Here is a 26,627-nt window from a genome sequence, read left to right as displayed (position 1 = left end):
CGTGTGGTCAGCCGGCGCCGTTGTACTTGCCCGGCGCCCGCTGGGCGACGATCAACTCGGTGTCGGTGACCTCCTGGGTGGGCTGGTTCGCCCCCGCCACCCGCGCGACCCTCGGCGAACGGCGCAGGCGTCGCTCGACCGCGGTGGCCACTCCCGAGAGGATGAGGCAGAGCCCGATGTAGATCGCCGCCACGATGATCGTTGCCGGGACGATCGGAGAATCCAGGGACGCCTGCGAACCGATGAAGCGCGCGTAGAAGAGCAGCTCCGGGTACGTGATGATGAAGCCGAGCGCGGTGTCCTTCAGGGTGACGACCAGCTGCGCGATGATCACGGGCATCATGGCGCGGATCGCCTGCGGCAGCAGCACCAGGCGCATGACCCCGCTCTTGCGGAGCCCGATCGCGTAGCCCGCCTCCCTCTGCCCGCGAGGAAGCGACTCCACCCCGGCCCGGATGACCTCGGCGAGCACCGACCCGTTGTACGCGATGAGCGCGATCACCACGGCCCAGTAGGGATCCATCCGCACACCCAGCACCGGGAAGCCGTAGTAGAGCAGGAACATGAACACCAGCACGGGGATGGCGCGGAGCACTTCGATGACGGCCGTGAACGGCCAGCGGATCCAGGCGTGATCCGACAGGCGCCCGATCGCGAGGACGAACCCGAGGACGAGGGCACCGACGGCTGCGACCGCGAACGCCGACAGCGTGCGCAGCGTCGCCAGACCGATCTGGAGCCACACGTTGGTGTACGTGAAGGCCGACCACTTCTCCGCGGTGAACTGTCCGGTCGCGGCCAGGCGCCACAGGAAGAACCCGGTCACGGCGAGCACGACGAGGATCGTGAGCACCCCGAGGATGCGGTTGCGGATGATGGCGCGGGGGCCGGGTACGTCGTAGAGAACGCTGCTCATCGCGCTACCCTCCATCGGTTCTCGAGGCTCCGCTGAAGCCACGAGAGGAGGAGCACCAGTGCGATGAAGATCACCATGACCCACAGGATCACGACGAACTGGTTCTCACCCCGCTCGCTCAGATAGTTGCGGACGGAGCCGAGGTTCACCACGGAGAAGCCCGCTGCCACGGTGGTGTTCTTCAGGAGGGCGATGAAGACGCTGACCATCGGGGGGATGACGGAGCGGAACGCCTGGGGCATCACGACGAGCGACATCACCTGGCCGAACGTCAGCCCGAGGGCGCGGGCAGCTTCGGCTTGACCCACCGGGACGGTATTGATTCCCGAACGGATGGTCTCGGCCACATACGTGGCCGTGTAGATGCCCAGGGCGCAGATGGCGAGGATGAGGGAGACCTGGCCGGTCAGCCGGAGACCCAGAAGAGGCGGCAGCGCGAAGGCGAAGCCGAAGAAGACGAGAGTCAGCGGCGTGTTGCGGATCGTCCCGACGTAGATCGTCCCGACCGCGCGGGCGACCGGTATCGGGGAGACCCGCATGGCCCCCACGATCGTGCCGAGGACCAGGGCCAGGACGCCGCCGCCGGCGAACAGGATCAGCGTGCCGAGCAGCGTCTGCCACCAGAGATCAAGGTTGTCGGTGATGACGCTCACGGCGACTCCTCTTCATGGACGGTCCCACACGGTGGTGGATGGTCGGGATGGGCGTGGGAGCGGTCGAGAGGCCACTCCCACGCCCCCGCACTCACTCCTCGACGGCGGGCTGCTCGGCCTCGATACCGGCCGGTGCCAGGTGCTGCTCGAACAGCGCCGTCCACACGTCGCCGCCGTCGGTGAAGACGGCGTTGATGTGGCCCTTGAGCGCGGTGTCGCCCTTTTCCAGGCCGACGCCGTAGCGCTCCTCGCTGAAGGGCTCGCCGGCGATCTTCAGGACGTCGGGCTCGAGCGCCACGTAGCCGGCGAGGATCGCCTCATCCGTGGTGATCGCATCGACCGAGCCGGCCTTCAGCTGCTCGACGCACTGGGAGTACGTGTCGTACTCGACGGCGTCGCCGGGGTTGTACTCGTCGCGGATGCGCTGCAGCGGGGTCGAACCCGTCACCGAGCACACGATCTTGCCGGCGAGGTCGTCCGGGCCGGTGATGTCCTCGTTGTCGGCGGCGACCAGCAGGCCCTGACCGGTGATGAAGTAGGGACCGGCGAAGTCGATCTGCTGCTTGCGCGCGTCGGTGATCGAATAGGTGCCGACGTAGTAGTCGATGTCGCCGTTGACGATGGCCTGCTCGCGGTTCGCGGAGGGGATCGTCACGTACTCGATCTGGTCTTCGTCGAAGCCCAGGGATGCGGCGATCCAGCGCGCGGTGTCGACGTCGAAGCCGGTGCGCTCGCCCGTGGCGGCGTCTTCGTAACCGAGCCCGGGCTGGTCGTTCTTGACGCCGACGATGACGCCGTCCCGCTCGACCATGCGGTCGTAGGTGGGGCTATCGGCGAGGTCGACATCGGTGGCAACTTCCCACAGGGCGTCGGTGCCGGGCGTTTCCCCACCCCCGCCGCCGGTGCCGGCGGTGGGTGAGCCGCTGTTGCAGGCGCTGAGGGTGAGCATGGCGACGGCCGCGAGGCCGATGCCGCTGAGGATTCGTGAGGTTCGCATGTGAGATCTCCTTGATGCGGGCTACTGCGGGGCGATGGTGCGGGGTGGGGCGGTGCGCGGGGCGGAACGGCCTCTTGTCGGCGGATGGTGCGGTCAGTGCGTGATCAGCTTGGAGAGGAAGTCCTTCGCACGGTCCGACCGCGGGTTGGTGAAGAACTCCTCGGGTGTCGCCTCTTCGACGATGAGCCCGTCCGCCATGAAGACGACGCGATCCGCGGCCTTGCGGGCGAACCCCATCTCGTGGGTGACGACGACCATCGTCATCCCGTCCCGGGCAAGCCCGACCATGACGTCGAGGACCTCGTTGATCATCTCGGGGTCGAGGGCGCTGGTGGGCTCGTCGAAGAGCATCAGCTTGGGCTGCATCGCCAGCGCACGGGCGATCGCCACGCGCTGCTGCTGTCCGCCCGAGAGCTGGGCGGGGAGCTTGCCGGCCTGCGCGTCGATCCCGACGCGCTCGAGCAGCCGGTGGGCCTCGCGTTCGGCGTCGGCGCGCTTCATCCCCCGCACCTTGATCGGTCCGAGGGTCACGTTCTCGAGGATGGTGAGGTGCGCGAACAGGTTGAACGACTGGAAGACCATTCCCACGTCCGCGCGCAACTGCGCGAGAGCCTTGCCCTCCTTGGGCAGCTCGGCACCGTCGATGGAGATGGTTCCGGAGGTGATCGTCTCGAGCCGGTTGATCGCGCGGCAGAGCGTCGACTTGCCCGACCCGGACGGGCCGATGACCACGACCACCTCACCGCGACCGACGGTCAGGTTGATGTCCTTCAGCGCTTGGAAGTCGCCATAGTGCTTCTGCACATCCTCGAGCACGACAAGAGGATCGCCTGGGGCGCGGGCGTCGGGGGTCACCATAGTGACACCCTAGGAGGGCAGTGCACACTGACCAAGGATTGACCGGCGGCTTTATCGACTTGTAACAGCAGGGGGCCGGCGGGTCACTGGCCGGCGCGCTGCGCGAAGGCCGTCTCGTACAGGCAGACGCTTGCCGCGGTGGCGAGATTCAGCGACTCCGCACGACCGTAGATCGGCAGGCGCAGGGTGAGGTCGGCCTGGGCGAGCGCACTCTCCTCGAGTCCGCGCGCCTCGTTGCCGAACAGCCACGCGGTGGGCTCGGCCAGCACCGCGCGCGAGTCGAGGAAGTCCGTTCCGGCGACATCGGCGGCGACGACCCGCATGCCAGCGCCGTGCGCGCGCTCGACGACGGTTTCCAGCTCCACTCCGACCACGATCGGAAGGTGGAAGAGCGATCCGGTCGTGGCGCGGACGACCTTCGGGTTGTACGGGTCGACCGTGCGACCGGTGAGGACGATCGCGTCGGCCCCGGCGGCGTCGGCGGCGCGGATGATCGTGCCCAGGTTCCCCGGGTCGCGGACCTCCTCGCAGATCGCGACCAGGCGAGGGGAGTCCGCGAAGACGTCCTTCAACGCCGTCGGTGACTGCTGCGCGACGGCCACGATGCCCTGCGGGGTCACGGTGTCGGCCATCGCGTCGAGCACGTCCTCGGTCGTGAACTGGATGTCCAGACCGGCCGCGCGCGCGGCATCCCGGACGTCACCGTGCCGCTCCATCGCCGACGGTGTCGCGAACAGTTCCAGCACCGTGGCCGGCACATAGGCGAGGGCCTCGCGGGCGGCTTGGGGGCCTTCGAGGAGGAAGAGCCCCGTCTCCTGGCGCGCGCTGCGCTTACTCAGTTTCGCGACCGCGCGAACGCGCGGCGAGCGGGGGTTCTCCAGCACACCCTCAGTGTATGGGGACGCCTGCTCCCCGCCGACCACCGACGCCCGGGAGAACGTGAAAAAGGGGCGCCCTCCGAAGAGGACGCCCCTTTGACGTGGATGCGAGATTTACGCGGTCTTCGCGGCGTTCACGTCGCCGGGCAGCGCGTTCTTCGCGGTGGCGACGAGCGACGCGAACGTCGCCGGCTCGTTCACCGCGAGCTCGGCGAGCATGCGACGGTCGACCTGCACGCCGGCGAGCCCGAGACCCTGGATGAAGCGGTTGTACGTGATGCCGTTCGCGCGGGCAGCGGCGTTGATGCGCTGGATCCACAGGCGGCGGAAGTCGCCCTTGCGCTTGCGACGGTCGCGGTAGGCGTAGACGAGGGAGTGGGTGACCTGCTCCTTCGCCTTGCGGTACAGGCGCGAACGCTGTCCGCGGTAGCCGGACGCGCGCTCGAGGATGACGCGACGCTTCTTGTGGGCGTTGACGGCCCGCTTGACTCTAGCCATTTCTTCTATTTCCTAACGTGCGACGGCGCTCAGATGCCGAGGAGCTTCTTGGCGACCTTCGCGTCGCCCTTGGCGAGGACCTGGTCCTGCGACAGGCGACGGGTGCGCTTGGTGGGCTTGCCTTCGAAGTTGTGACGGAGTCCCGCCTGCTGCTTCATGATCTTGCCGCTTCCGGTGACCTTGAAACGCTTCTTGGCACCCGAGTGGGTCTTCTGCTTCGGCATGTGTCTTCCTTCGTTGTCTTTCCCGCTCGGGCGGGCGTAGTGGGGGGCCTCAGTCGGCCGCGGCCTCGGTGGACCGGGCCTGGTCGGCCGTGTCCTCGTCGTCGGCGTGTCCGTCGCCACGGGCGGCCGCACGAGCGGCTTCCCTGTTGGCGGTGCGCTGTGCGTTCTGCTCGGCTTTGGCCTCGGACTTGTTCTTGTGCGGGGCCACGACCATGACCATGTTGCGTCCGTCGATGGTCGGGTTGGATTCGACGGTGCCGAATTCTGCGACGTCTTCGGCGAACTTGCGTAGGAGGCGCACTCCCTGCTCGGGCCGTGACTGCTCGCGACCGCGGAACAGGATCATGGCCTTCACCTTGTCGCCGGCCTGCAGGAAGCCTTCGGCGCGCTTGAGTTTGGTTATGTAGTCGTGTGCCTCGATCTTCAGGCGGAACCGCACCTCCTTGAGGACGGTGTTCGCCTGGTTGCGACGCGCTTCCTTGGCCTTCTGCGCAGCCTCGTACTTGAACTTCCCGTAATCCATGATCTTGACCACGGGGGGTTTCGAGTTCGGGGCCACCTCGACGAGATCGAGGTCGGCCTCTTGGGCCAGGCGCAGCGCCACCTCGATGCGGACGACGCCGACCTGCTCACCCGCGGGCCCGACGAGGCGGACCTCGGGGACGCGGATGCGATCGTTGGTGCGGGGATCGCTGATATGGAACTCCTCTTCTGCGGATGTCAGCCACCGCGCCGCAGGTGCGGCGGGAGCGGAAGAGGAATACACGCCACCCGGCACGACGTTTTCAACGCCGGCTTCTCGCACCCGAACAGCCCCGCAGAACGGGACGGAGTGCGTGGACCCGGTAGCCTGGAGCGGCGAACGGGTGGGATGGAATCCTCTTTCGTCCGAAGCAGAACGCTCCGGAGCCCGCCAAAGTCTACCAGAGAGAACCCTGTGCACACGATCCCCGACAGCGAACCCACCCCTGACCCGGATGCCGAGCGTCTGGCCCGCTGGGAAGAGCAGGAGCGCGTCGCCGCATCCGCTTCTCGTGACATCGCCGACGTACCGGCGGTCGAGGTCATCACCACCACGGCCGTCCACCTGCTGAGCGCCGCTGCGGTCAAGGTCGGTCTGGCCGATGACCCCGAGAACCAGACCGACCTCGACGAGGCGCGGAAGGTCATCAACGCGCTGGCCGGACTGGTCACCGCCGGAGCGCCGGAGATCAGCGACATGCACGCCCGGTCACTCCGCGACGGCCTGCGCTCGGTGCAGCTGGCCTTCCGCGAGGCCTCGGTCATCCCCGACCCCATCGGCAAGGGGCCGGGCGAGAAGTGGACGGGACCCGTCACCTGACTCGGCCGGGCTCCTAGCTCTCGGCTCCCAGCACCGCTCCACGCGCCGGATAACGAGGAAATCACGGAAATCGAGGGTGGCTGGAGCCGAACCGGACCTCGATTCGCGAGAACTCCTCGATTTCCGGGTACGCGGCTGCGGGCACGGGAGCGGCTGCAAGAGCGGACCCCGTGAAGGCTAGGAGGAGCGGTGGAGTTTCACCGTGAGGGAGTCCACCAGCACGGCGATGCGATCGTCGGCGGCCCAGCGGCGTGCGACGCGCGCCAGCACGGCGTCCAGCTCCTCCTGGTCGAGGCCCTGCATCAGGTGCAGATGGACGACGAGTTCGGGGCCGCGCAGCCGGGACGACGGGTCTCCGGGCTCGACCGCGAGGTCCAGCACGGCGAGCTCTCCGGAGATGCTCTCCTGAAGCCCCGTGAACACGTCCGCCGACAGATGACTCGGCTCCCACGCCAGACCCTGCCCGATCGCCCACACCGCCGGTCGCCGCAGCACGAACTCCGTCTCGGACCCTGGGTCGATCACGATCAGATCCGTGTCATCGGATGCGGCGGCCAGCGCCGTGCGCACTCCGTCGGCCGGCACCGGTCGCGCCGACGCATCCCACCTCCCCATCGCCCCCACGGAGGAGAAGACCGGGAGCACTTTGCGGCCGTCGGGGGCGGCGACGGTCACGATCGACAGCTCCTGCGTCTTGTCGACGGTCAGCCCGTGCGCGCCGACACCGGAGTCGCCCTTCTCGGCGATCAGCGGAATGAGCAGACGCGCGTGGCGGTAGGCGTCGACGACGGCGACCGCATCCCCGCCGCCCGCGCGGAACGCCGTCAGCGCCGCGAGCAACGACGGGTCGGCCGACCCGTCATCGCCGGAGTGAGGGTTCGCTTCGAACCGGCGCCCCTCCCATGGCACGCCCGCCGAATCGGCGCCGGGGTCAGGCTCCGGCGACATCCAGCGCCTCGGCCAGCGTGAAGGCACCGGCGTACAGGGCTTTGCCGACGATGGCGCCCTCGACCCCGAGCGGCACCAGTTCGCGGAGGGCGACGATGTCATCCAGGCTCGAGACGCCGCCGGAGGCGACGATCGGTTTCGGGGTACGGGAGGCCATCTCTCGAAGCAGCTCGAGATTGGGGCCCTTCAGCGTGCCGTCCTTGGTCACATCGGTCACGACGTATCGGCTGCATCCGGCGTCCTCCAGCCGGTCCAGCACCGTCCACAGATCGCCGCCGTCGCGCGTCCACCCGCGGGCGGCGAGGGTCGTGCCGCGCACGTCCAGCCCCACGGCGATGACATCTCCGTAGCGGCCGATCACATCGGCCGCCCATTCGGGGTTCTCCAGGGCCGCCGTGCCCAGGTTGATGCGCGCGGCACCGCTGTCCAGCGCCGCCTGGAGCGACTTGTCGTCGCGGATGCCGCCGGATAGCTCGACCTGGACGCCCCGGACCTGCCTGATCACCTTGCGGAGGATCCCCGCGTTGCTCCCCCGACCGAACGCCGCATCCAGGTCGACGAGGTGGATCCATCGGGCACCCTGTCGCGCCCACTCGGCGGCGGCATCCACGGGGTCGCCGTAGCTGGTCTCCGTGCCTGCCTCGCCCTGGGTCAGGCGCACGGCCTTCCCTCCGGCGATGTCGACGGCGGGCAGAAGGATCAGCTCGGGGCTGGACGCGAAATCGTTCATGGTTCCTCGTGCGTACGGACGGCGGGCGCCCGCGCTGGGCACAAGCTCAGAGAGTAGCCCCGCGGAGGCCGCCGATCCAATTGGACAGCAGCTTGATGCCCGCCTCGCCCGACTTCTCCGGGTGGAACTGCGTGGCTGCCAGCGGGCCGTTCTCCACCGCAGCGAGGAACGGCGTGCCGTAGGTGGACCAGGTGAGCGTGGGCGAGGGGAAGGGCGGCATGGCCTCGAGCTGCCACTGCTGGGCGGCGAAGGAGTGGACGAAGTAGAAGCGCTCCGATTCGATTCCCGAGAACAGCCGCGAGCCTGCGCCGGCATCGACGGTGTTCCACCCCATGTGCGGGAGCACCGGAGCATCCAGCTCGCTGACGACGCCGGGCCACTCCCCCAGCCCCTCGGTGTCGATGCCGCGTTCGACCCCGCGACCGAACAGCACCTGCATGCCCACGCAGATCCCGAGAACGGGGCGTCCGCCGGCCAGGCGTCGTTCGATGAGGTGGTCTCCGCGACTCTCCCGGAGCGCCTCCATGACCGCGTGGAAGGCGCCGACGCCGGGAACGAGCAGACCATCGGCGTCGCGGATGAGCCCGGGGTCATCCGTCAGACGCGCGTCGGCACCCGCGGCGGCGAGGGCCTTGACGGCCGAGTGGACATTGCCCGAGCCGTAATCCAGGACCGCGACGAGAGGTCGGTCCGTCACAGCGCGCCCTTCGTGCTCGGGATGCCCTCCACGAGGGGATCGACGGCCTTCGCCTGGCGGAACGCTCGCGCGAACGCCTTGTACTCGGCCTCCGCGATGTGGTGGGCGTCGCGGCCCTCGAGCACGCGGACGTGCACGGTGAGTCCCGCGTGGAAGGCGAGGGCCTCGAACGTGTGCCGGACGAGGGAGCCGGTGAAGTGGCCGCCGATGAGGTGGTATTCGAAACCGGCCGGCTCGCCGCTGTGAACGAGGTAGGGGCGACCGCTGATGTCGACCACGGCCTGCACGAGCGCCTCGTCCAGCGGCACGAGGGCGTCACCGAACCGCGTGATGCCGGCCTTGTCCCCGAGGGCCTGCCCGATGGCGTCGCCCAGCACGATCGCAACGTCTTCCACCGTGTGGTGGGCGTCGATGTGCGTATCCCCCGTCGCGCGCACCGACAGGTCGGTCAACGAGTGCTTCGCGAAGGCGGTGAGGAGGTGGTCGTAGAAGGGCACGCTGGTGGAGATGGAACTGCGACCCGTGCCGTCGAGGTCGAGCTCGAGCTCGACGCTCGACTCGCTCGTGGCCCGTCGCAGAGCAGCGGTGCGCGGCGCGCCGGTTCCGGTCATACCTTCGATCCTACCGAGGCCAGCGCGTCGAGGAACGATGTGGTCTCCTCCTCCGTGCCCGCCGTCACGCGCAGCGTGTGCGCAATGCCGACGTCGCGGATGAGGACTCCTCGGTCATAGAGCGCGTTCCAGGTCGCTGACGGGTCATCCACCCCACCGAAGAGGACGAAGTTCGTCGCCGACTCGTACGGCGTGTAGCCCAGTGCGGACAGGGTCGCGCCGATCCGGTCGCGCTGGAGGATGATGTCATCGACCATCCCGAGCATCGTCGACGCGTGACCGAGCGCCGCCACGGCCGCCGCCTGCGTGAGAGCGCTCAGGTGGTACGGCAGGCGGACGAGCCGCAGCGCGTCGATGAGCGCCGGATCCGCCGCGAGATACCCCACGCGTGCGCCCGCGAAGGCGAAGGCCTTGCTCATGGTGCGCGAGACCACCAGCCGCTCGCGCCCCGGCAGCAACGACAGAGCGGAGCGGCCTTCTCGAGCCGCGAACTCCTGGTACGCCTCGTCCACGATGACGATGCCGTCGGTGGCGTCGTAGACGGCCGAGACGACATCGAGCCCGAGAGGCGTGCCGGTGGGATTGTTCGGAGCACACAGGAACACCACATCCGGCCGCGCGCGGGCCACCTGCTCTGCGGCCGATTCGGGCGAGACGCTGAAGTCGTGCGCCCGTTCCCCGGCGACCCACTGCGCTCCGGTGCCCCGGGTGAGGAGGGGATACATCGAATAGGTGGGGGCGAAGCTGAAGGCGGTACGCCCGGGCCCGGCGAAGGCCTGCAGGAGATGCTGCAGCACCTCGTTCGAGCCGTTGCCCGCCCAGATCTGGTCGGGGGTCAGCCCGTGCCCGAGGTAATCCGCGAACGCCTCGCGCAGTGCCGTGAACTCCCGATCGGGGTACCTGTTCACGTCCCGCAGTGCCCGGGCGAGGGAGTCGAGGATGTCGTCGGCGACCTCTTGCGGAACCGGATGCGTGTTCTCGTTGACGTTCAGGGCGATGGGAAGCGGGGCCTGCGGGGCCCCGTACGGCACCATCCCCCGCAGATCGTCGCGCAGGGGGAGATCGTCCAACCGGGTCGTCATTCTCCCCATGCTACGGCGAGAGGTCTCCCCTACGAGGTCGGGGCGTACTCCGCGGGGATGGCCAGGCGCTGCCCGGCGGACACCGCCGAGGAGTCCAGCATGTTGAGCCGCGAGATCGCGTCGACGACGTCGCGGGGATCGGCGCCGGGGGCGACGTCCTGTGCGATCGACCACAGCGACTCCCCCGACATGACGGTGATCTCGGCGAAGCTCCCTGCAGGCGTCCCGGCGTCACCGGATGCCAGGGCGGCCCCGCCCCCCAGGACCGCGAGGGTGATCGCGATCACGGCCGGCAGCGCCGCGACGGATGCGAGCACTCGGCGGCCGCGCGCGGTCAGGCGCAGACGGGTGGTCGGTGCGACGCTCGCGATGGTGGCCATGGTTCCTCCTCTGGGGGAAGATTCGCATCCGGCTCTCGGCCGGGAGGGCCGGATGCGAATCTGTCTTCCGAATCTATCTTCGATATACTGCGCGTGTCAAACATCCCGGGATCGGACATCGATCGGATGCGACACGCGCAGCGCAGCCGCACGCGAGGCCCGATACCGGATACGGTTTCGACAACGGAAGACCATCACGGACCTCCGACATTCGAAGACCGGTGCCATCGCGGGCACGGAGGGAGCACGAGAATGACCGACGCGACCGCTCGGGACAAGCCGCAGACGCGGCGACGCAAGAGCCTCAGCGACAAGCAGCTCGCGATCCTCGAGGTCATCCAGCGTTCGATCGCGCGGCACGGTTATCCGCCGAGCATGCGCGAGATCGGCGACGCGGTGGGGCTGAAATCGCTGTCCAGCGTGACGCACCAGCTCAACCAGCTGGAGCTCAGTGGTTATCTGCGCCGCGACCCGGGAAAGACCCGGGCCATGGAAGTCCTGATCGATCTGCCCGGGACCGCCGCCGAGAACCCCGCCGACACGGCACCGCCGCTCGGTGACGCGGCCATGGTGCCCCTCGTCGGCCGCATCGCCGCCGGGGTGCCGATCACCGCCGATCAGCAGGTCGAGGAGATCTTCCCGCTGCCCCGTCAGCTGGTCGGCAAGGGCGACCTGTTCATGCTGAAGGTGTCGGGCGACTCGATGATCGACGCGGCGATCTGCGACGGGGACTGGGTGGTCATCCGCTCGCAGTCCACCGCCGAGAACGGCGAGATCGTCGCGGCGATGCTCGAGGGCGAAGCCACCGTGAAGACGTTCCGCCGACGTGATGGTCACACGTGGCTGCTCCCGCGCAACTCGGCGTTCGAGCCGATCCTCGGCGACCACGCCGTCGTCCTCGGTCGCGTCGTGGCGGTGCTGCGCGCCGTCTGACCCTCCCCTCACACCGCGACAAACAACATTCCGGCCCAGAAGTCACGCGCCGCGTGGTTTGTGGGCCGGAATGTCGTTTCTCGGCGTCAGGCGACCGGCGCGGACACCCGCTCACGCGTCCGACGGGTCGCCTGGATGATGTTGCGGAGCGATGCGACGGTCTCGTCGTACCCGCGCGTCTTCAACCCGCAGTCGGGATTCACCCACACCTGGCGCACGGGAAGCTCGGCGACCGCGCGGTCAAGCAGCTCGGCGATCTCGTCCACCGACGGCACGCGCGGCGAGTGGATGTCGTAGACGCCCGGGCCGATGCCGTGCGCGAACCCGGACGTGCGGATGTCGCCGATCACCTCGCCGCGGCTGCGCGCGGCCTCGATCGAGGTGACATCCGCATCCAGAGCCGCGATCGCGTCGATGACCACCGCGAACTCCGAGTAACACAGGTGCGTGTGCACCTGTGTGGCGGTGCCGGCGCCCGCCGTGGCGAGCCGGAAGGATCCGACCGACCAGTCGAGGTATGCCGGCTGAGCGTCGCGTCGCAACGGGAGCAGTTCGCGAAGCGCCGGCTCATCCACCTGGATGACTCCGATCCCGGCCTCCTCGAGGTCGCGGATCTCGTCCCGGAGGGCCAGGGCCACCTGATTGGCCGTCTCCCCCAGCGGCTGGTCGTCGCGGACGAACGACCACGCGAGGATCGTGACCGGACCCGTCAGCATGCCCTTCACCGGCAGCGCCGTGAGCGACTGCGCATACGTCGCCCACCGCACCGTGATCGGTGCCGGCCGCGATACGTCGCCCCACAGGATCGACGGGCGCGTGGCCCGCGAACCGTACGACTGCACCCAGCCGTTGCGGGTGACCGCGAAGCCGTCGAGGTTCTCCGCGAAGTACTGCACCATGTCGTTGCGCTCGGGTTCCCCGTGGACGAGCACGTCGAGCCCGAGCTCCTCCTGCAGCGCGATGACGCGGGCGATCTCCTCGCGAAGGAACCCCTCGTAGGCAGCCTCATCGATTTCGCCCCGCGTGAACCGCGCCCGCGCGCGGCGGATCTCACCGGTCTGGGGGAACGACCCGATCGTCGTGGCGGGAAGGACCGGCAGATGCAGCGCCTCCCGCTGCGCCGCCTCACGCGCGGCGTAGGCGTCGCGGGCGAAGTCGGCCGCGGTGAGCGCCGCGGCGCGGGCGCGCACCGAGCCGTCGGCGACGCCGGGCGCGTGCGATCGGTCATCCAGCGCGGCGGATGCCGCCGCCACGTCGGCAGCGATCGCATCGGAACCCTCCTCGATGCCGCGGGCGAGGATGGCGACCTGGCCGATCTTCTGGTCGGCGAAGGCGAGCCACGGCACCAGCCGGGGGTCGAGGTCTGTCTCGTCCTCGACATCGTGCGGAACATGCTGCAGGGACGTGGATGTTGCGGCGGCAACGGCTGCCGGGCCGAGCTCCGCGAGCGCATCCAGGCGCGCCCATCCCACGCCGAGGTCGCCCCGCCAGACGTTCCGCCCGTCGATGACACCCCCCACGAGCGTCTTGCCGGCCAGCCCGTCGACGACAGGGGGCACGGCGCCGCGCGTGAGGTCGAGGGCGATCGCCTCCACCGGCGCGGCTGCCAGCGCCGTCCACGCAGCATCGCTCAGCTGAGCGTAGGGCGCCGCCACCAGGATCGCGGGGCGTACGGATGCCCCGCCCAGCACCGCATACGCGCGTTCGGCCGCTGCCGCCAGGGTCGCCGCATCCTCCGGCAGGCTCTCGCTCACGAGGGCCGGCTCATCCAGCTGCACCCACTCGGCGCCCGCCGCACGCAGCGACGAGAGGAGTTCGACATACACCGGCAGGAGGTCCTCGAGGCGGTCGAGCGGACGGAAGCCGTGCGGTGAGCCCTCCGCGGCCTTGGCCAGTGCCAACAGCGTCACCGGCCCGACGACCACCGGCCGCGTCGTGTAACCGTCGGCTCGGGCCTCGGCCACGAGGCGGGCGTAGTGGTCGCTGGAGAGCGCGAACACGGTGCCGGGCGAGATCTCGGGCACCAGGTAGTGATAGTTGGTGTCGAACCACTTCGTCATCTCCAGGGGCGGATGCTCCCCCGCGCCCCGTGCCGCGGTGAAGGAGGCCGCGAGGGGAACGGCGCCGTCGGCCTCCCGCAGCTGCGCGAAACGCTCCGGCAGCGCCCCGACCGTGACGGCGGCGTCGAGGACCTGGTCGTAGTACGAGAACGACTCGGGGATCGCCGAGTCGGTGCGTCCGAGCCCCAGCGCCGCGAGCCTCGCGCGGGTGGCGCGGCGGAGCGCCGCGGCCCGCGCCTCCAGCTCGCCCTGGTCGATGGTGCCGCTCCAGTACGCCTCGACGGCGTGCTTGAGCTCGCGCCGGCGGCCGATCCGGGGGTAACCGAGGATCGTACCGGTGGGGAATGCGGTCATCTCGTCGTCTCCTTGTGCGGGGTGAGGACACCGGCCTCGCGGAGCACCGCGAGCACCGTGTCGTGATTGTTGACGGCATAGAGGTGGACGCCGGGAGCGCCCCCGTCGACCACGTCGGCGAGGAGGGCGGCCGCGTGGGCGATTCCCACCAGACGCCGTCCCGCCACCGTCGGCTCGACCTCGAGGTCGATCGCCAGCTCCGCCGGCAGCTCCTCTCCGGTGAGGTCGAGCACGCGCCGGAGGCGTGAAGGTGAGGTGATCGGCATGATGCCGGGAAGGATCGGGATCGTCACCCCGGCTGCGCGGGCACGCGAGACGAACCCGAGATAGTCGTCGGCGTGGAAGAACAGCTGGGTGATCGCCAGCGTCGCGCCGGCGGCCTCCTTGGCCAGCAGCGCGTCGATGTGCTCGCGGGGATGCCGCGAACGCGGGTGTCCGCGGGGAAAGGCGGCCACGGCGATCTGCACGTGCGGGCGTCGGTCCACGCGTGCGGCGCCGGGGAGCCCGGGGATGCCCGCCTCCGTGTACGGCGCTCGCTCGGCCTGGACGCGGTCGATGAGCTGCACGAGTTGCGCCGAGCTCTCCAGATCGCCGAGCTCGACCTCGTCCTCGCCGACGCCCTCGGGCGGGTCGCCGCGCAACGCGAGGAAGCTCGTGATCCCGGCGTCGAGGAACTCGCGGATGAGAGCGGCCGCTCCCGCGTAGGTGTTGCCGATGCACGTGAGGTGCGCGAGCGGGCGGACATCGGTGGTGCGGCGGATATGCCGGAGCACATCGAGGGATCGCCCCCGCGTGGAACCGCCGGCGCCGTAGGTCACCGAGATGAACCGCGGCCCCACCTCGGCCAGACGCGCGATCGTCTCGTGCAGCGCCGGCTCCGAGGTCGCCGAACGCGGCGGATACAACTCGAAGGAGAACGGCACGTGGGTGCGCGATTCGTCGGGCATCTCTGGCTCTCGAACGGAGGTGGGGGCCCGCCGCGCGCGATCACGAGCGGCGGGGGCGGCTGCGACGCATGCCCGCAGGCGGCGTCGTGAGGTATGACGGTACCGGCGCCGCATCCGGGCCGCAGCGGTGTGTCGGACTGTTTCGCGCGCCTAGGCTGACGGCATGCCGACTCCGCTCCCCTACGGTTCGTGGCCTTCCCCGCTGTCGGCGCAGGAGGTCGCGACGGCCTCCCCCCGTCTGGACGGCGCGCGATTCGTCGGCGACGAGATCTGGTGGGGGCAGACCGTGCCCGAAGAGGGCGGGCGCTCCACGGTCCGGCGCCGCTCGGCGGACGGGTCCGTGACGGACGTGCTGCCGGCTCCCGCGAGTGCGCGCTCGAGCGTTCACGAGTACGGCGGCGGCGCGTGGACGGCCACGGATGAGGGCGAGCTCGTCTACGTCGAGAAGAGCGACCAGCGCGTGTGGGCGCTGGTACCGGGGGCCGAGCCCCGCCCGCTGACCCCGCCCGACGATCGCACCCGGTTCGGCGGGCTGCACCATCGATCCGGTCTGCTCCTGGCGATCCGGGAGGTTGCCCGGGACGGCGCGACCCCGGCCCGCGACATCGTGCGCATCCCCCTGGACGGTTCCGGCGCCACGGATGCGACGGCCGTCCGACGAGTCGTCGGGGGAAGCGACTTCCTGGCACAGCCCGCGCTCTCCCCCGACGGCACGCGGCTCGCATGGGTGGCATGGAACCATCCGGACATGCCGTGGGATCGCACCGAGGTGCGCGTCGCCGAGCTGACCCACGGTGCGGCCGACACGTGGACCACCGTTGCCGGTGGCGCCGGTCGAGCGCCCCTGCAGCCGGAATGGACCGGCCCGGACGAGCTCACCTACATCGACGAGACGACCGGACGGTGGAACCTGTGGCGCGCTCGGCTCGGCGAGGCGCCGCATCCGGTCGCCCCCGCCGACGCCGACACGGGCGGCGCGCTGTGGGTGCTCGGCTCGCGCTGGTTCGCGCCGGTCAACGGCGGCCTGGTCGCGGTGCGCACCCAGGGGGCCGACGAGGTCGTCTACCTGGACGGCACCGGGGAGCGGAGGCTGCCGGTGCCCGTCACGTCGGGCGCGGTGATCGAGCACGCGCGCGGGCGCCAGGTGCTCGTCTCCGGAGCCGGCCATCGCCGGCAGAGCGGACTGTGGCTCGTCGACGTCGACACCGAAGACGCGGTCCTCGTGTCGGGCGGAGCAGCGGTGCTGCCGGACGAGTGGATGCCGACGCCGCAGTCGCTCACGGCGGACGGGCCGCACGGCCCGGTGCACGCCTTCGCCTATCCGCCGACGCATCCGGACCACACGGGGCCCGCCGGCGAGCGGCCGCCGTACGTGGTCTTCGTCCACGGGGGGCCGACCTCCCACGTGGGCCCGGGCGCGTCGGCGAAGATCGCCTACCTCACCAGCCGCGGCATCGGGGTGCTGGACGTCAATTACGGCGGTTCCACGGGCTACGGTCGCGCGTACCGTGAGCGCCTGCGCGGACAGTGGGGCATCGTCGACGTGGACGACGTCGCGGCAGCGGCAGCCGACCTGGTGGCCCGCGGCGACGCCGACGGCGCGCGCCTCGCGATCGACGGCGGATCGGCCGGAGGATGGACGGTGCTCGCGGCTCTCGTGGGCACCGACGCATTCGGCGCCGGCGTCGCCCGATATGCGGTCGGCGACGCCCGGTCGCTGGCGACCGACACGCACGACTTCGAGGCGCGCTACCTCGACGGGCTCATCGGCCCGCTGCCCGAAGCCGACGACCTCTACCGGCAGCGGTCACCGCTGAGCCGGCCGGAGCGCTTCCGCGTGCCGGTGCTGATCCTGCAGGGCGCCGACGATCGCGTCGTACCGCCGGCACAGTCCGAGGCCATCCGCGACGCGCTCGCTGCCCACGGGATCCCGCATGCGTACGTGCTCTACGAGGGCGAGGGGCACGGCTTCCGCCGTGCCGAAACCGTCGCGCACGCCCTGGAGAGCGAACTGTCGTTCCTCGGGCAGGTCTTCGGGTTCGATACGCCGGGGGTCGAGCCGATCACGCTGGATTGCTGAGCCTCTGCGGCGCCACGTCCGGAGCTGTCAACCGAAAGTTGACACTTGCCGTCAACCAATGGTTGACTTCCGGCATGGACGAGATCCGTGCAGCACAGAGAGCGGTGCAGAAAGCCCGCCGGCGCCTGGAGGCTGCGGTCGACGCGGCGCGCGCCGACGGCCGGACCTGGGCCGATATCGGGAAGGAATTGGGAATGACACGACAGGCGGCATTCAAGCGATTCGGGAAGCCGGTCGATCCGGTGGGCGGCGAGCCGCTGACCAAGCGCGGGGTGAGCGATGTGCGCACGATCACGGAGCACGTCTTCACGCTCATCGCGACCGGCGACCAGGACGGGCTCGCCGCCATCATGCACCCCGTCACCGCGCGCGAACTGCCGAGGGAACGGATCGCGGAGACGTGGCGGACGGTGCTCGGGGAGGTGGGGGCGTTGCAGAGCCTGCGCGATACCCGCGTGGAGATGCCCGGCGGTGCCGAGCTCTCCGACGACGACGAGGTGGTCGGCACCGTCGTGGGGGCGACGACCCTGGTGTGCGAGGCCGGAGAAATGACCGGTCGCGTCGCCGTGAACGAGGACGGGCTGGTCGTCGGCATCCTCATCGTGCCGGAGGGCTACTCGCCTCTGCCCTTCTGACGCTCCGCACCGGAACGAACGAATCGGCCGCCGAACTCAGGTTCGGCGGCCGATTCTGGTGGTGGCGACGTCAGGAGGAGTAGGGCGCGAGCTCGGCGGCGAGCCGTTCCCCCACGTGCGCATGCAGGAAGGTCCCCTCGGCGCGGTGCTCCTCCGCCAGGATGAGGCCGGAGTCGTGCGCCGCGGAGATCAGCTCGCCACGGTCGTACGGGACGACCGCACGGACCTCGACAGCGGGAAGCGGCAGAGCATCCTCGATCGCGGCACGGAGTTCACCGATGCCCTCACCGGTGCGTGACGAGACGAACAGCGCGTTCGGCTGGAAGCCGCGCAGGACGAGCCGTGCGTCCGGGTCGAGAAGGTCGGCCTTGTTGAAGACCACGATCTCGTGCGTCGAGCGCGCACCGACGTCCCCCATGACGTTGCGCACCGTGGCCAACTGGGCCGCCGGGTCGGGGTGCGATCCGTCCACGACGTGCACGATGACGTCGGCACCCGCGACCTCCTCGAGCGTCGAGCGGAACGCCTCGACCAGCTGAGGGGGCAGATTGCGCACGAACCCGACGGTGTCGGTGAGCGTGTACACGCGGCCGTCGGCCGTCTGCGCCCGGCGAACGGTGGCATCCAGCGTGGCGAACAGGGCGTTCTCCACCAGCACTCCGGCGCTGGTGAGCCGGTTGAGCAGGCTCGACTTGCCGGCGTTGGTGTAACCGGCGATGGCGACGGCCGGAATGGTGTGGCGCTTACGCTCGGCACGCTTGGCGTCGCGGGCGGGGCCGAAGTCGCGGATCTGGCGGCGCAGCAGCGCCATCCGGGTGCGGATGCGGCGCCGGTCGAGCTCGATCTTGGTCTCACCCGGTCCACGCGAACCCATGCCCGCACCGCCGGCACCCACCTGGCCACCGGCCTGGCGGCTCATGGAGTCACCCCATCCGCGCAGACGCGGCAGCAGGTACTCCAGCTGTGCCAGTTCCACCTGCGCCTTGCCCTCGCGGCTCTTGGCGTGCTGGCTGAAGATATCGAGGATCACGGTCGTCCGGTCGATGACCTTGACCTTCACGACGTCTTCGAGGGCACGCCGCTGGCTCGGGGCGAGTTCGGTGTCGGCGATCACGGTGTCGGCACCCACGGCCGCGACGATGTCGCGCAGCTCCTGGGCCTTGCCTCGTCCGACGTAGGTCGCCGGGTCGGGGTGCGGACGCCGCTGCAGGACGGCGTCGAGCACCACGGCGCCGGCGGTCTCCGCGAGCGCGGCCAGCTCTCGAAGCGAGTTCTCCGCCTCGTCCTGCTCGCCCTGCGGGTGCACACCCACGAGGACGACGTTCTCCAGACGCAGCTGGCGGTACTCGACCTCGGTGACGTCTTCGAGCTCCGTGGACAGGCCCGCGACGCGCCGCAGCGCAGCGCGCTCCTCGCGGTCCCACTGCTCACCGTCGGTGTCGCCGTCGCTCACGGTGGTCTGGTCTTGCAGAGCCTGTGCGGCTCCGAACACACTGACCCCGGAGCGAGCCGCGCTGCGCGCGAGCACACGATCCACCGGATCCACCGGCGTCTCCTCGGCGCTCTGCACGGGCGTGTCCTGCCCGTGCCGGGGTGTGGTGGTGTCCGTCATATCATCCTTCCTCGGTGCCCCGGCCTCCGGTTCCGGCCGGACGGGGCATCCCTGGCACTCTAACTCTCCCCCTGTGCGGATGGTCTCCGCTACGCTTCCGGCATGGGGAGCGACCACTATTTCAGCGCGTCGCCGGCGAGTCCCGCGCAGTTGCGCCGTATCCGCGTCTCCTTGGCCGGACGTGACCGTGAAGTGACGACGGCGGCCGGAGTCTTCAGCCCCGACCGGCTCGATGCCGGTACCGCGGTGCTGCTGTCCCACACGCCCCCGCCGCCTGCCGGCGGTCATTTCCTCGATCTCGGCTGCGGCTGGGGCCCGATCGCGCTGTCACTGGCGCTGCAGTCGCCGCGCGCCACTGTGTGGGCGGTCGACGTCAATGAACGGGCCCTGGACCTGGTGCGGCGCAATGCCGAGGAACTCGGGCTCGATAACGTCAACGCCTCGAGGCCCGAAGATGTTCCTGCCGATGTCGTTTTCCGCACGATCCGTTCCAATCCCCCCATCCGCGTGGGCAAGAACGAGCTGCACGGGATGCTGGAGCAGTGGATTCCGCGGCTGGACGAGCGCTCGGACGCCTGGCTGGTGGTGCAGCGCAACCTCGGTTCGGACTCCCTGCAGCGATGGCTCGGTGCCACCTTCCCGAGCGGCTACAGCGTGTACCGCGCGGCGACGGGCCGTGGGTATCGCGTGCTGAAGGTACGCCGGCACGGGTCGCCGGAGACGGGAACGATCGCGCTGCCCTGAGGCGGCGAGCGGGCCGGGGTCAGGCGAGGGAGATCTCGCCGGAGTACACCAGCGACGCCGGTCCGGAAAGCAGCACGCTTCCCTCTTCCATCCGCACGCCCAGGCGCCCGCCGGGAACATCGACGATCCACCGGTCCGGTGCGGCAGGACCTGCCCAGTGCCGGACGGCCAGCGCGGCTGCGGCGACGCCGGTTCCGCAGCTGAGGGTCTCTCCCACTCCCCGCTCGAACACCCGCATCCGGATCCGCCCGATGCCTTCGTGCACCAGGGGGTCGGCGGGCACCACGAACTCCACGTTGGCCCCCTGCCGGGGAACCGGGTCGAGGATCGGCTGGTACCCCAGGTCGAGCCCCTCCAGCTCCGCGGCGGATGACAGCGCCACGACGACGTGGGGATTGCCCACGTCCACCGCGACGCCCGGCCGCGCGACATCCAGGCCGCGTGCCCGCACGAGGCTCTCGCCCGCGTCGATCCGGTAACGCCCGAGATCGACCTCGAATCCGTCGTCGCTGCGCGTGAGTGTCTTCACCCCGGCGCGGGTGCCGATGCGGAGTCCTCCGTCCACCGAGGCCAGTCCCGCCTGCTGCAGGTACTTGGCGAAGACCCGCGTGCCGTTGCCGCACATCTCGGCCTTCGATCCGTCGGCGTTGCGGTAGTCCATGAACCATTCCGCCCCCGCGGCAGCGGCGTCCGAGCCATCGTCGATGGCGGCGGAGCGGACCACCCGCAGCATCCCGTCCGCGCCGATCCCGAAGTGGCGATCGCACAGCACCGCGACCTGGGCATCCGTCAGGTTCAGCTCACCATCCGGGTCGAGGATCACGACGAAGTCGTTTCCGGTGCCGTGCCCCTTCGTGAAAGAGACGGTCTGCGGCATCAGGCCATTCTACGGTGCGCAGGACGGGGCCGATCCGGGCCGCAGCGCCCGCACCGCGGCGGTCAGTCGGCGATCAGGCGCTTCCCGGTCGCCCACGTGTCGAACGTCTCGTAGCCGAGGGCGTCGTAGAAGCCGCGGGCGGCGGCGTTGTCGGGGCGCACCATGAGCTGCACCTTGGGGCACCCCATGCGCTCCAGAAGGCGCTCCGCCTCGGCCACCAGCGCCCGGCCGACGCCGTGTCCGCGCGCGGCCGGGTCCACCGCCAGGTAGTACAGCCACCCCCGGTGGCCGTCGTACCCGGCCATCACCGAACCGACGAGCACGCGCTCGGTCTCGGCGACGAGGAAGAGCTCGGGCTGCACCGTCATCTTGCGCTGGATGTCGCGGTACGGGTCGTTCCAGGGCCGGGTCAGCCCCGCATCCCGCCACAGCGCGACGACGGCCTCGGTGTCGTCGGCGATGAAGGCGCGCACCACCGTGTTCATGCGTCGTCCGCCACGAGGGCCGCGGCATCGGCCGTCCGCGCGTCCAGCCACGTCACGGCCTCGTACCGGCGGAACCATGACACCTGACGCCGCGCGTAGCGCCGGGTGAGCGCCTGGGTCTCGGCGATCGCCTGATCCTGACTCACCTCGCCACGCAGCTGCGCGAGGGCCTGCGCGTACCCGATCGCACGGCGCGCGGTGACGCCCTCCTCCAGACCGCGAGCACGCAGCCCGTCGACCTCGGCGACGAGACCCTCGCGCCACATCCGTTCGACCCGGAGGTCCAGCAGCGGGACCAGCTCGGACCGCTCCATCCGCGTGCCCACGATGCGGGTGTCGGGATGCCACAGGACCGGGCGGTCGGGTAGGGCCGCGCCGTGCGTCGCCTCCCCCTGCGCGAGAACCTCGAGCGCGCGGACGATGCGGCGGCCGTTGTGCGGATCGATCCGGGCGGCGGTGGCGGCGTCGGCCTCACGCAGGCGAGCGTACAGAACCCCCGGGCCGAGCTCGTTCAGTTGCTCCTCCAGCCGCGCGCGCAGCACGTCGTCGTGCGGGGGGAAGCGGAAGTCGTAGATCACCGCGGAGACGTAGAGCCCGGACCCGCCCACGAGGATGGCATCGGCGCCGCGCTCATGGATGCTGCGGATCGCCGTGCGGGCAGCGTCCTGATACCACGCGACCGCGGCCTCGTCGGTGACCTCGAGGACGTCGAGCAGATGGTGCGCGATGCCGCCGCGGTCGGCGCTCGGCAGCTTCGCCGTGCCGATGTCCATCCCGCGGTACACCTGCATGGCGTCGGCGTTGACGATCTCCGCCGATCGACCGGCCGCCGTCAGCGCGTGGGCGAGCGCGAGCGACAGGGCGGTCTTCCCGGTGCCGGTGGCCCCGACGACCACCCAGAGCCGTGGCCCGCTCACACCCCGACGCGCAGGCCCGGAAGACCCAGCGATACGGGACGGGCGGCCGCGGCGGTCGCCGGCACGGCGCACGAGCCGGCCTCCCCGCGGTCCCAGGCGTCGCCGGCGCGCGTGCGCCGGATTCGCAGCGGGGCACCGTCGGGGCTGTCTGCGAGCAGGTGGAACGGCGCGGCGTGGGTGATGACGGCGGTCACGACGTCGCCGGGGCGCGCACCGGCCGATCCGGCCGGCACCTCGACGTGCACCAGGCGGTTGTCTTCGGCGCGCCCGGTGATGCGGTGCGTGGCGGCGTCCTTCTTGCCCTCCCCGGTGGAGACGAGAACATGTGCTTCGCGACCGAGCTGACGGCGGTTCTCCTCCAGCGCGATCCCCTCCTGGAGGGCGAGCAGCCGCACATACCGCTCCTGAACAACCTGCTTGGGCACCTGGTCGGGCATCGTGGCCGCCGGAGTACCCTCGCGGATGGAGTACTGGAAGGTGAAGGCGCTGGAGAAGCGCGACGCCGCCACGACCCGCATGGTGTCCTCGAAGTCCTCGTCCGTCTCACCGGGGAATCCGACGATGATGTCGGTCGTGATGGCCGCGTGGGGAATGCGGTCGCGCACGCGGTCGAGGATGCCGAGGAATCGCTCGCTCCGGTACGAACGGCGCATGGCCTTGAGAACGCGGTCGCTGCCGGATTGCAGCGGCATGTGCAGGGACGGCATGACGGCGGGGGTTTCGGCCATCGCGGCGATGACGTCGTCGGTGAACGCGGCCGGGTGGGGGCTGGTGAACCGGATGCGCTCCAGGCCATCGATCTCGCCGGCCGCCCGCAGGAGCTTGCCGAACGCCCCCCGGTCGCCGAATTCCACACCGTAGGAGTTCACGTTCTGTCCGAGGAGGGTGACCTCGATCGCGCCGTCGTCCACGAGCATCCGGATCTCGCTGAGGATGTCGCCGGGGCGACGGTCTTTCTCCTTACCGCGGAGGCTCGGCACGATGCAGAACGTGCACGTGTTGTTGCATCCCACGGAGATCGAGACCCAGCCGCTGGCCGCGGAGTCACGCTTGGTGGGCAGCGTCGAGGGGAACACCTCGAGGGACTCGAGGATCTCGAGTTCCGCTTCGCCGTTGTGACGGGCGCGCTCGAGAAGACTCGGGAGGGATCCCATGTTGTGCGTGCCGAAGACGACATCGACCCAGGGCGCCCTGTCCAGGACCGCCTGCTTGTCCATCTGCGCCATGCATCCGCCGACGGCGATCTGCATGCCGGCGCGGACGTCTTTGCGTGACTTCAGGTGGCCCAGCGTGCCGTACAGCTTGCCCGCGGCGTTGTCGCGCACCGCGCACGTGTTGATGACCACGACGTCCGCCTCCTCGCCCGACGCGGCGCGGATATATCCCGCGCTCTCCAGCGACCCGGACAGGCGTTCGGAATCGTGCACGTTCATCTGGCACCCGAAGGTGCGCACTTCGTACGTGCGGGGGCGCCCGTCCGCGCTGTACGCGGCGGTGGACGGCGCGATGAGCGTGGGTGCGGCGGACAGGATGGTCATGGTGCCCCATTCTAGGTTCGGCGGCGGGCGGAACGGAGGCGACCGGCGCGATCCGTCGCGGTCCCGCCCGCGCGCCGGTCAGCGGAAGCGGACCCCTCCGCTGGATCGGTTCTCGGCGAGGGCCGCGCGCGCCGCCGTGGCGGCCACCGACCCGGGGTAGCCGCGGCGGGCCAGTTGCCCCATCAGCCGCCGCAGTGCCGTGTCGTCGTCGTAGCGGCCCAGCTGCCGGGCTTTTCCGCGGGCGAATTCGAGCGCGCGCTCGGCGTCATCGTCGGGGAGCCCGTCCAGCACCTGTTCCGTGACGGCGCGAGGGATGCCACGTGCGGCCAGGGTCTGCGCGATGGCGCGCCGGCCCTGTCCTTTTCGCTCCGTGGCGGCGTGGATGAGCTGCTCGGCCAGCATCGCGTCGTCGAGGTATCCCCGTCGGACGAAATCGGCGAGCAGAGCCTCCGCCTCACCCGGACCCGCAAGCCTCTCGACCACGAAGGACCGTGCCTCCGAGATCGACAGCTGCCGCGTCCGGAGGCGGCGGAGGAGGGCACGTTCGGCTTCGGCGGCAGCGTCGGAGGGCGAGATCTCCGGTGACGCGACGTCGTCCTCCGCAGAGGGGTCGGCCTCGCCCGTCCAGGCGGGGTGCCACCCGCCTGCCTGCGGCTCGGAGCCGAACAGGGGGACGACGGGGGCGAGGCGCTCGTCCTCGCCCCCGTCACTCATAGCTCACCCCGGTTGTTGAGCGACGTCGACATCAGGCCGGACGGCGAGCGGCGAGCTCGTCCTCGACCGAGGTCGCGCGCGGCGCACCGATACCGAGCTTGTCCTTGATCTTGGTCTCGATGTCCGCGGCGATGTCAGGGTTCTTGAGCAGGAAGTTGCGCGCGTTCTCCTTGCCCTGGCCGAGCTGTTCCCCGTCATAGGTGTACCAGGCGCCGGACTTCTTGACGATGGTGTGCTCGACACCGAAGTCGATCAGGCTGCCCTCGCGGGAGATACCCGTGCCGTACAGGATGTCGAACTCGGCCTGCTTGAACGGCGGAGCCATCTTGTTCTTCACGACCTTGACGCGCGTGCGGTTTCCGACCGCGTCGGCCCCGTCCTTCAGCGTTTCGATGCGGCGGATGTCCAGGCGCACGGAGGCGTAGAACTTCAGCGCCTTTCCACCCGCGGTGGTCTCGGGCGAACCGAAGAACACGCCGATCTTCTCGCGCAGCTGGTTGATGAAGATCATCGTCGTGTTGGTGGTGTTCAGCCCACCGGTGAGCTTGCGGAGCGCCTGCGACATCAGACGGGCCTGGAGACCGACGTGGGTGTCGCCCATCTCGCCCTCGATCTCCGCGCGCGGCACGAGCGCGGCAACGGAGTCGATCACGACCAGGTCGATCGCGCCGGAGCGGATCAGCATGTCGGCGATCTCCAGCGCCTGCTCGCCGGTGTCGGGCTGCGACACCAGCAGCGAATCGATGTCGACGCCGAGCTTCTTGGCGTACTCCGGGTCGAGCGCGTGCTCGGCGTCGATGAAAGCGGCGATTCCGCCCTGACGCTGGACGTTCGCGATCGCGTGAAGGGTCAGGGTCGTCTTACCCGAGGACTCGGGGCCGTAGATCTCGATGATGCGGCCACGCGGGAGGCCACCCACGCCGAGGGCCACATCCAGGGCGATCGATCCGGTCGGGATGACCGCGACGGGCGCGCGCTCGTCGCTGCCCAGCCGCATGACCGAGCCTTTCCCGAACTGCCGGTCGATCTGTGCGAGGGCCGATTCCAGGGCCTTCTCGCGGTCGGCGGGTGATGGCATGGCCTGCTCCTTCTGCTGCGCGTGTCCGTCGCCTGTAGGCTGTCGCGCTTCCATCCGGCGGACGGGATGCTGCGACAAGGCGTGTGGTGTCGTTCGACGTTGTTCACGCTAGGCGGGGCCTCCGACATCGCGGAGGATCCCCGTCGTGGCGTGGACAACGAAACCTCGACACCTGCTGTGCAGGAGCCTACGCGCCAGTCGAACAGAACTTCGATGACACGCCGCGAACGCGCGTCAGCGCCGGCGGGGTTCCAGCCGCCCGGCGCCGTACCGGCGCGAGGGCGGGACATCCGTCTCCTCGCACAGCGCCAGCCACACGTCACGCGGCGCGACCCCCGCCTCCAGCGCGGCGGCGGCCGTGCGGCCGCCCACGGCGGACAGCACGAGATCCGTCACCAGCGAGGATCCGCGCGCACCGAACTCATCCGATACCGCGCGGTCGAATTCCGACCGGCGCACGTCTCAGCGCAGCGAAAGCTCGGGCTCGACCGAGGCGACCAGGTCGTCGGGAACCACGTCGGGGAAGCTGTGCACGCCCTCGAGGACCGAGATGCGGTCACCGACCTCACGCATGATGGTGGAGATCGGAACGTCGAGTGCTTCGGCCACCGAGGCGAGGATCTCGCTCGAGGCCTCCTTCTGACCGCGCTCCACTTCGCTCAGGTAGCCCAGGGCGACGCTCGCGCGGCCGGCGACCTGCCGAAGGGTGCGGCCCTTCTGCTGACGGAGCTCACGCAGGACTTCGCCGATCTCTTGTCGTACCAGGATCATTTCAAGCCCCTCCTCACGTTGACTCCGCATTCTGCCGGGTGCACAACGGTACAACACCCCATGATGGC

The 26,627-nt window shown here is 70.0% G+C and carries 30 protein-coding genes; 5 read left to right on the top strand and 25 right to left on the bottom strand.

The features are described from left to right. Positions 1-7 precede the first annotated feature (7 nt). The 8 genes from AC2DFQ_RS01310 to infC form a co-directional block, all read right to left on the bottom strand. Positions 8-916, bottom strand: a complete 909-nt coding sequence (locus AC2DFQ_RS01310; protein WP_484532703.1) for an amino acid ABC transporter permease — start codon at positions 914-916, stop codon at positions 8-10. Then, positions 913-1,569 (bottom strand): amino acid ABC transporter permease, encoded by a 657-nt coding sequence (locus AC2DFQ_RS01305; protein WP_484509637.1) that lies wholly within the window; start codon positions 1,567-1,569, stop codon positions 913-915. The genes AC2DFQ_RS01310 and AC2DFQ_RS01305 overlap by 4 nt, the downstream gene beginning before the upstream one ends. A 91-nt stretch (positions 1,570-1,660) precedes the next feature. Further along, positions 1,661-2,566 (bottom strand): glutamate ABC transporter substrate-binding protein, encoded by a 906-nt coding sequence (locus AC2DFQ_RS01300; protein WP_484532702.1) that lies wholly within the window; start codon positions 2,564-2,566, stop codon positions 1,661-1,663. Positions 2,567-2,659: 93 nt separating this feature from the next. Beyond that, complete coding sequence (locus AC2DFQ_RS01295; RefSeq protein WP_484532701.1) at positions 2,660-3,424, bottom strand: amino acid ABC transporter ATP-binding protein; 765 nt, start codon at positions 3,422-3,424, stop codon at positions 2,660-2,662. 83 nt (positions 3,425-3,507) lie between these two features. Then, complete coding sequence (locus AC2DFQ_RS01290; protein WP_484532700.1) at positions 3,508-4,308, bottom strand: TrmH family RNA methyltransferase; 801 nt, start codon at positions 4,306-4,308, stop codon at positions 3,508-3,510. A gap of 108 nt (positions 4,309-4,416) precedes the next feature. Next, complete coding sequence (gene rplT, locus AC2DFQ_RS01285) at positions 4,417-4,800, bottom strand: 50S ribosomal protein L20 (protein ID WP_484509641.1); 384 nt, start codon at positions 4,798-4,800, stop codon at positions 4,417-4,419. 29 nt (positions 4,801-4,829) lie between these two features. Beyond that, positions 4,830-5,024: a 50S ribosomal protein L35 gene (gene rpmI / locus AC2DFQ_RS01280; RefSeq protein WP_484509642.1), complete on the bottom strand. Its 195-nt coding sequence runs from the start codon at positions 5,022-5,024 to the stop codon at positions 4,830-4,832. Positions 5,025-5,073: 49 nt separating this feature from the next. Continuing rightward, positions 5,074-5,790: a translation initiation factor IF-3 gene (gene infC, locus AC2DFQ_RS01275; RefSeq protein ID WP_484532699.1), complete on the bottom strand. Its 717-nt coding sequence runs from the start codon at positions 5,788-5,790 to the stop codon at positions 5,074-5,076. 171 nt (positions 5,791-5,961) lie between these two features. Here infC and AC2DFQ_RS01270 point away from each other — a divergent pair, with 171 nt between their 5' ends. Next, complete coding sequence (locus AC2DFQ_RS01270) at positions 5,962-6,366, top strand: DUF1844 domain-containing protein (RefSeq protein ID WP_484532698.1); 405 nt, start codon at positions 5,962-5,964, stop codon at positions 6,364-6,366. A 177-nt stretch (positions 6,367-6,543) separates the two neighbouring features. Here the strand turns inward: AC2DFQ_RS01270 and AC2DFQ_RS01265 are convergent, their stop codons facing one another. The 6 genes from AC2DFQ_RS01265 to AC2DFQ_RS01240 are packed head-to-tail and all read right to left on the bottom strand — an operon-like array spanning position 6,544 to position 10,814. Beyond that, complete coding sequence (locus tag AC2DFQ_RS01265; RefSeq protein WP_484532697.1) at positions 6,544-7,314, bottom strand: SseB family protein; 771 nt, start codon at positions 7,312-7,314, stop codon at positions 6,544-6,546. After that, positions 7,298-8,044, bottom strand: coding sequence for a bifunctional 1-(5-phosphoribosyl)-5-((5-phosphoribosylamino)methylideneamino)imidazole-4-carboxamide isomerase/phosphoribosylanthranilate isomerase PriA (priA, locus tag AC2DFQ_RS01260; protein WP_484509645.1), 747 nt, complete (start codon positions 8,042-8,044; stop codon positions 7,298-7,300). The genes AC2DFQ_RS01265 and priA overlap by 17 nt, the downstream gene beginning before the upstream one ends. Before the next feature lie 46 nt (positions 8,045-8,090). Continuing rightward, positions 8,091-8,741, bottom strand: coding sequence for an imidazole glycerol phosphate synthase subunit HisH (gene hisH / locus AC2DFQ_RS01255; RefSeq protein ID WP_484532696.1), 651 nt, complete (start codon positions 8,739-8,741; stop codon positions 8,091-8,093). After that, entirely contained in the window at positions 8,738-9,352 is a 615-nt protein-coding gene (gene hisB / locus AC2DFQ_RS01250) for an imidazoleglycerol-phosphate dehydratase HisB (RefSeq protein WP_484532695.1), read from the bottom strand. The genes hisH and hisB overlap by 4 nt, the downstream gene beginning before the upstream one ends. After that, entirely contained in the window at positions 9,349-10,434 is a 1,086-nt protein-coding gene (locus AC2DFQ_RS01245; protein ID WP_484532694.1) for a histidinol-phosphate transaminase, read from the bottom strand. The genes hisB and AC2DFQ_RS01245 overlap by 4 nt, the downstream gene beginning before the upstream one ends. Positions 10,435-10,463: 29 nt before the next feature. Further along, positions 10,464-10,814: a LysM peptidoglycan-binding domain-containing protein gene (locus AC2DFQ_RS01240; RefSeq protein WP_484532693.1), complete on the bottom strand. Its 351-nt coding sequence runs from the start codon at positions 10,812-10,814 to the stop codon at positions 10,464-10,466. A 252-nt stretch (positions 10,815-11,066) separates the two neighbouring features. On the opposite strand from AC2DFQ_RS01240, the gene lexA reads away from it, so the two are divergent. Continuing rightward, a complete protein-coding gene (gene lexA / locus AC2DFQ_RS01235; RefSeq protein ID WP_484509650.1) occupies positions 11,067-11,747 on the top strand; it encodes a transcriptional repressor LexA in 681 nt (226 codons plus the stop codon). A gap of 86 nt (positions 11,748-11,833) precedes the next feature. Here lexA and metE read toward each other — a convergent pair whose 3' ends face one another. Both metE and AC2DFQ_RS01225 read right to left on the bottom strand, forming a co-directional pair. Then, on the bottom strand, positions 11,834-14,161 hold the full coding sequence (metE, locus tag AC2DFQ_RS01230; RefSeq protein ID WP_484532692.1) for a 5-methyltetrahydropteroyltriglutamate--homocysteine S-methyltransferase: 2,328 nt from the start codon (positions 14,159-14,161) through the stop codon (positions 11,834-11,836). Then, positions 14,158-15,108, bottom strand: coding sequence for a methylenetetrahydrofolate reductase (locus tag AC2DFQ_RS01225; protein WP_484509652.1), 951 nt, complete (start codon positions 15,106-15,108; stop codon positions 14,158-14,160). Before AC2DFQ_RS01225 ends, metE begins: the two co-directional genes overlap by 4 nt. Positions 15,109-15,271: 163 nt before the next feature. Here AC2DFQ_RS01225 and AC2DFQ_RS01220 point away from each other — a divergent pair, with 163 nt between their 5' ends. Together AC2DFQ_RS01220 and AC2DFQ_RS01215 are read left to right on the top strand one after the other, a co-directional pair. Next, positions 15,272-17,188, top strand: coding sequence for a S9 family peptidase (locus AC2DFQ_RS01220; RefSeq protein WP_484532691.1), 1,917 nt, complete (start codon positions 15,272-15,274; stop codon positions 17,186-17,188). 74 nt (positions 17,189-17,262) lie between these two features. Then, the gene (locus AC2DFQ_RS01215) at positions 17,263-17,823 is read left to right on the top strand and encodes a hypothetical protein (protein WP_484532690.1); all 561 of its coding nucleotides are present in this window, start codon (positions 17,263-17,265) and stop codon (positions 17,821-17,823) included. Positions 17,824-17,893: 70 nt separating this feature from the next. Here AC2DFQ_RS01215 and hflX read toward each other — a convergent pair whose 3' ends face one another. Next, positions 17,894-19,435 carry a GTPase HflX gene (gene hflX / locus AC2DFQ_RS01210; RefSeq protein ID WP_484532689.1) on the bottom strand — a complete coding sequence of 514 codons (1,542 nt, stop codon included), beginning with the start codon at positions 19,433-19,435 and terminating at the stop codon, positions 17,894-17,896. Between the two features lie 102 nt (positions 19,436-19,537). Here hflX and AC2DFQ_RS01205 point away from each other — a divergent pair, with 102 nt between their 5' ends. Continuing rightward, a complete protein-coding gene (locus AC2DFQ_RS01205) occupies positions 19,538-20,179 on the top strand; it encodes a class I SAM-dependent methyltransferase (RefSeq protein ID WP_484509656.1) in 642 nt (213 codons plus the stop codon). Positions 20,180-20,198: 19 nt separating this feature from the next. Here AC2DFQ_RS01205 and dapF read toward each other — a convergent pair whose 3' ends face one another. The 8 genes from dapF to AC2DFQ_RS01165 form a co-directional block, all read right to left on the bottom strand. Further along, positions 20,199-21,056: a diaminopimelate epimerase gene (gene dapF, locus AC2DFQ_RS01200; protein WP_484532688.1), complete on the bottom strand. Its 858-nt coding sequence runs from the start codon at positions 21,054-21,056 to the stop codon at positions 20,199-20,201. A 62-nt stretch (positions 21,057-21,118) separates the two neighbouring features. Next, positions 21,119-21,541: a GNAT family acetyltransferase gene (locus AC2DFQ_RS01195; protein ID WP_484532687.1), complete on the bottom strand. Its 423-nt coding sequence runs from the start codon at positions 21,539-21,541 to the stop codon at positions 21,119-21,121. Further along, positions 21,538-22,458, bottom strand: a complete 921-nt coding sequence (gene miaA, locus AC2DFQ_RS01190; protein ID WP_484532686.1) for a tRNA (adenosine(37)-N6)-dimethylallyltransferase MiaA — start codon at positions 22,456-22,458, stop codon at positions 21,538-21,540. Before miaA ends, AC2DFQ_RS01195 begins: the two co-directional genes overlap by 4 nt. Beyond that, positions 22,455-23,996 carry a tRNA (N6-isopentenyl adenosine(37)-C2)-methylthiotransferase MiaB gene (gene miaB / locus AC2DFQ_RS01185; RefSeq protein ID WP_484532685.1) on the bottom strand — a complete coding sequence of 514 codons (1,542 nt, stop codon included), beginning with the start codon at positions 23,994-23,996 and terminating at the stop codon, positions 22,455-22,457. Before miaB ends, miaA begins: the two co-directional genes overlap by 4 nt. A gap of 78 nt (positions 23,997-24,074) precedes the next feature. Beyond that, positions 24,075-24,710 (bottom strand): regulatory protein RecX, encoded by a 636-nt coding sequence (locus AC2DFQ_RS01180; protein WP_484532684.1) that lies wholly within the window; start codon positions 24,708-24,710, stop codon positions 24,075-24,077. A gap of 31 nt (positions 24,711-24,741) precedes the next feature. Further along, positions 24,742-25,788: a recombinase RecA gene (gene recA / locus AC2DFQ_RS01175; RefSeq protein WP_484509662.1), complete on the bottom strand. Its 1,047-nt coding sequence runs from the start codon at positions 25,786-25,788 to the stop codon at positions 24,742-24,744. A gap of 234 nt (positions 25,789-26,022) precedes the next feature. Then, positions 26,023-26,247, bottom strand: a complete 225-nt coding sequence (locus AC2DFQ_RS01170; protein ID WP_484509663.1) for a DUF3046 domain-containing protein — start codon at positions 26,245-26,247, stop codon at positions 26,023-26,025. A gap of 3 nt (positions 26,248-26,250) precedes the next feature. After that, on the bottom strand, positions 26,251-26,559 hold the full coding sequence (locus AC2DFQ_RS01165; protein ID WP_484509664.1) for a helix-turn-helix domain-containing protein: 309 nt from the start codon (positions 26,557-26,559) through the stop codon (positions 26,251-26,253). Positions 26,560-26,627: the final 68 nt, after the last annotated feature.

The sequence above is a fragment of the Microbacterium sp. Z11_20 genome (assembly GCF_057197605.1).
Note: the sequence above shows the minus strand (reverse complement) of the source record. Positions and strands in the feature narration are given on the sequence as shown.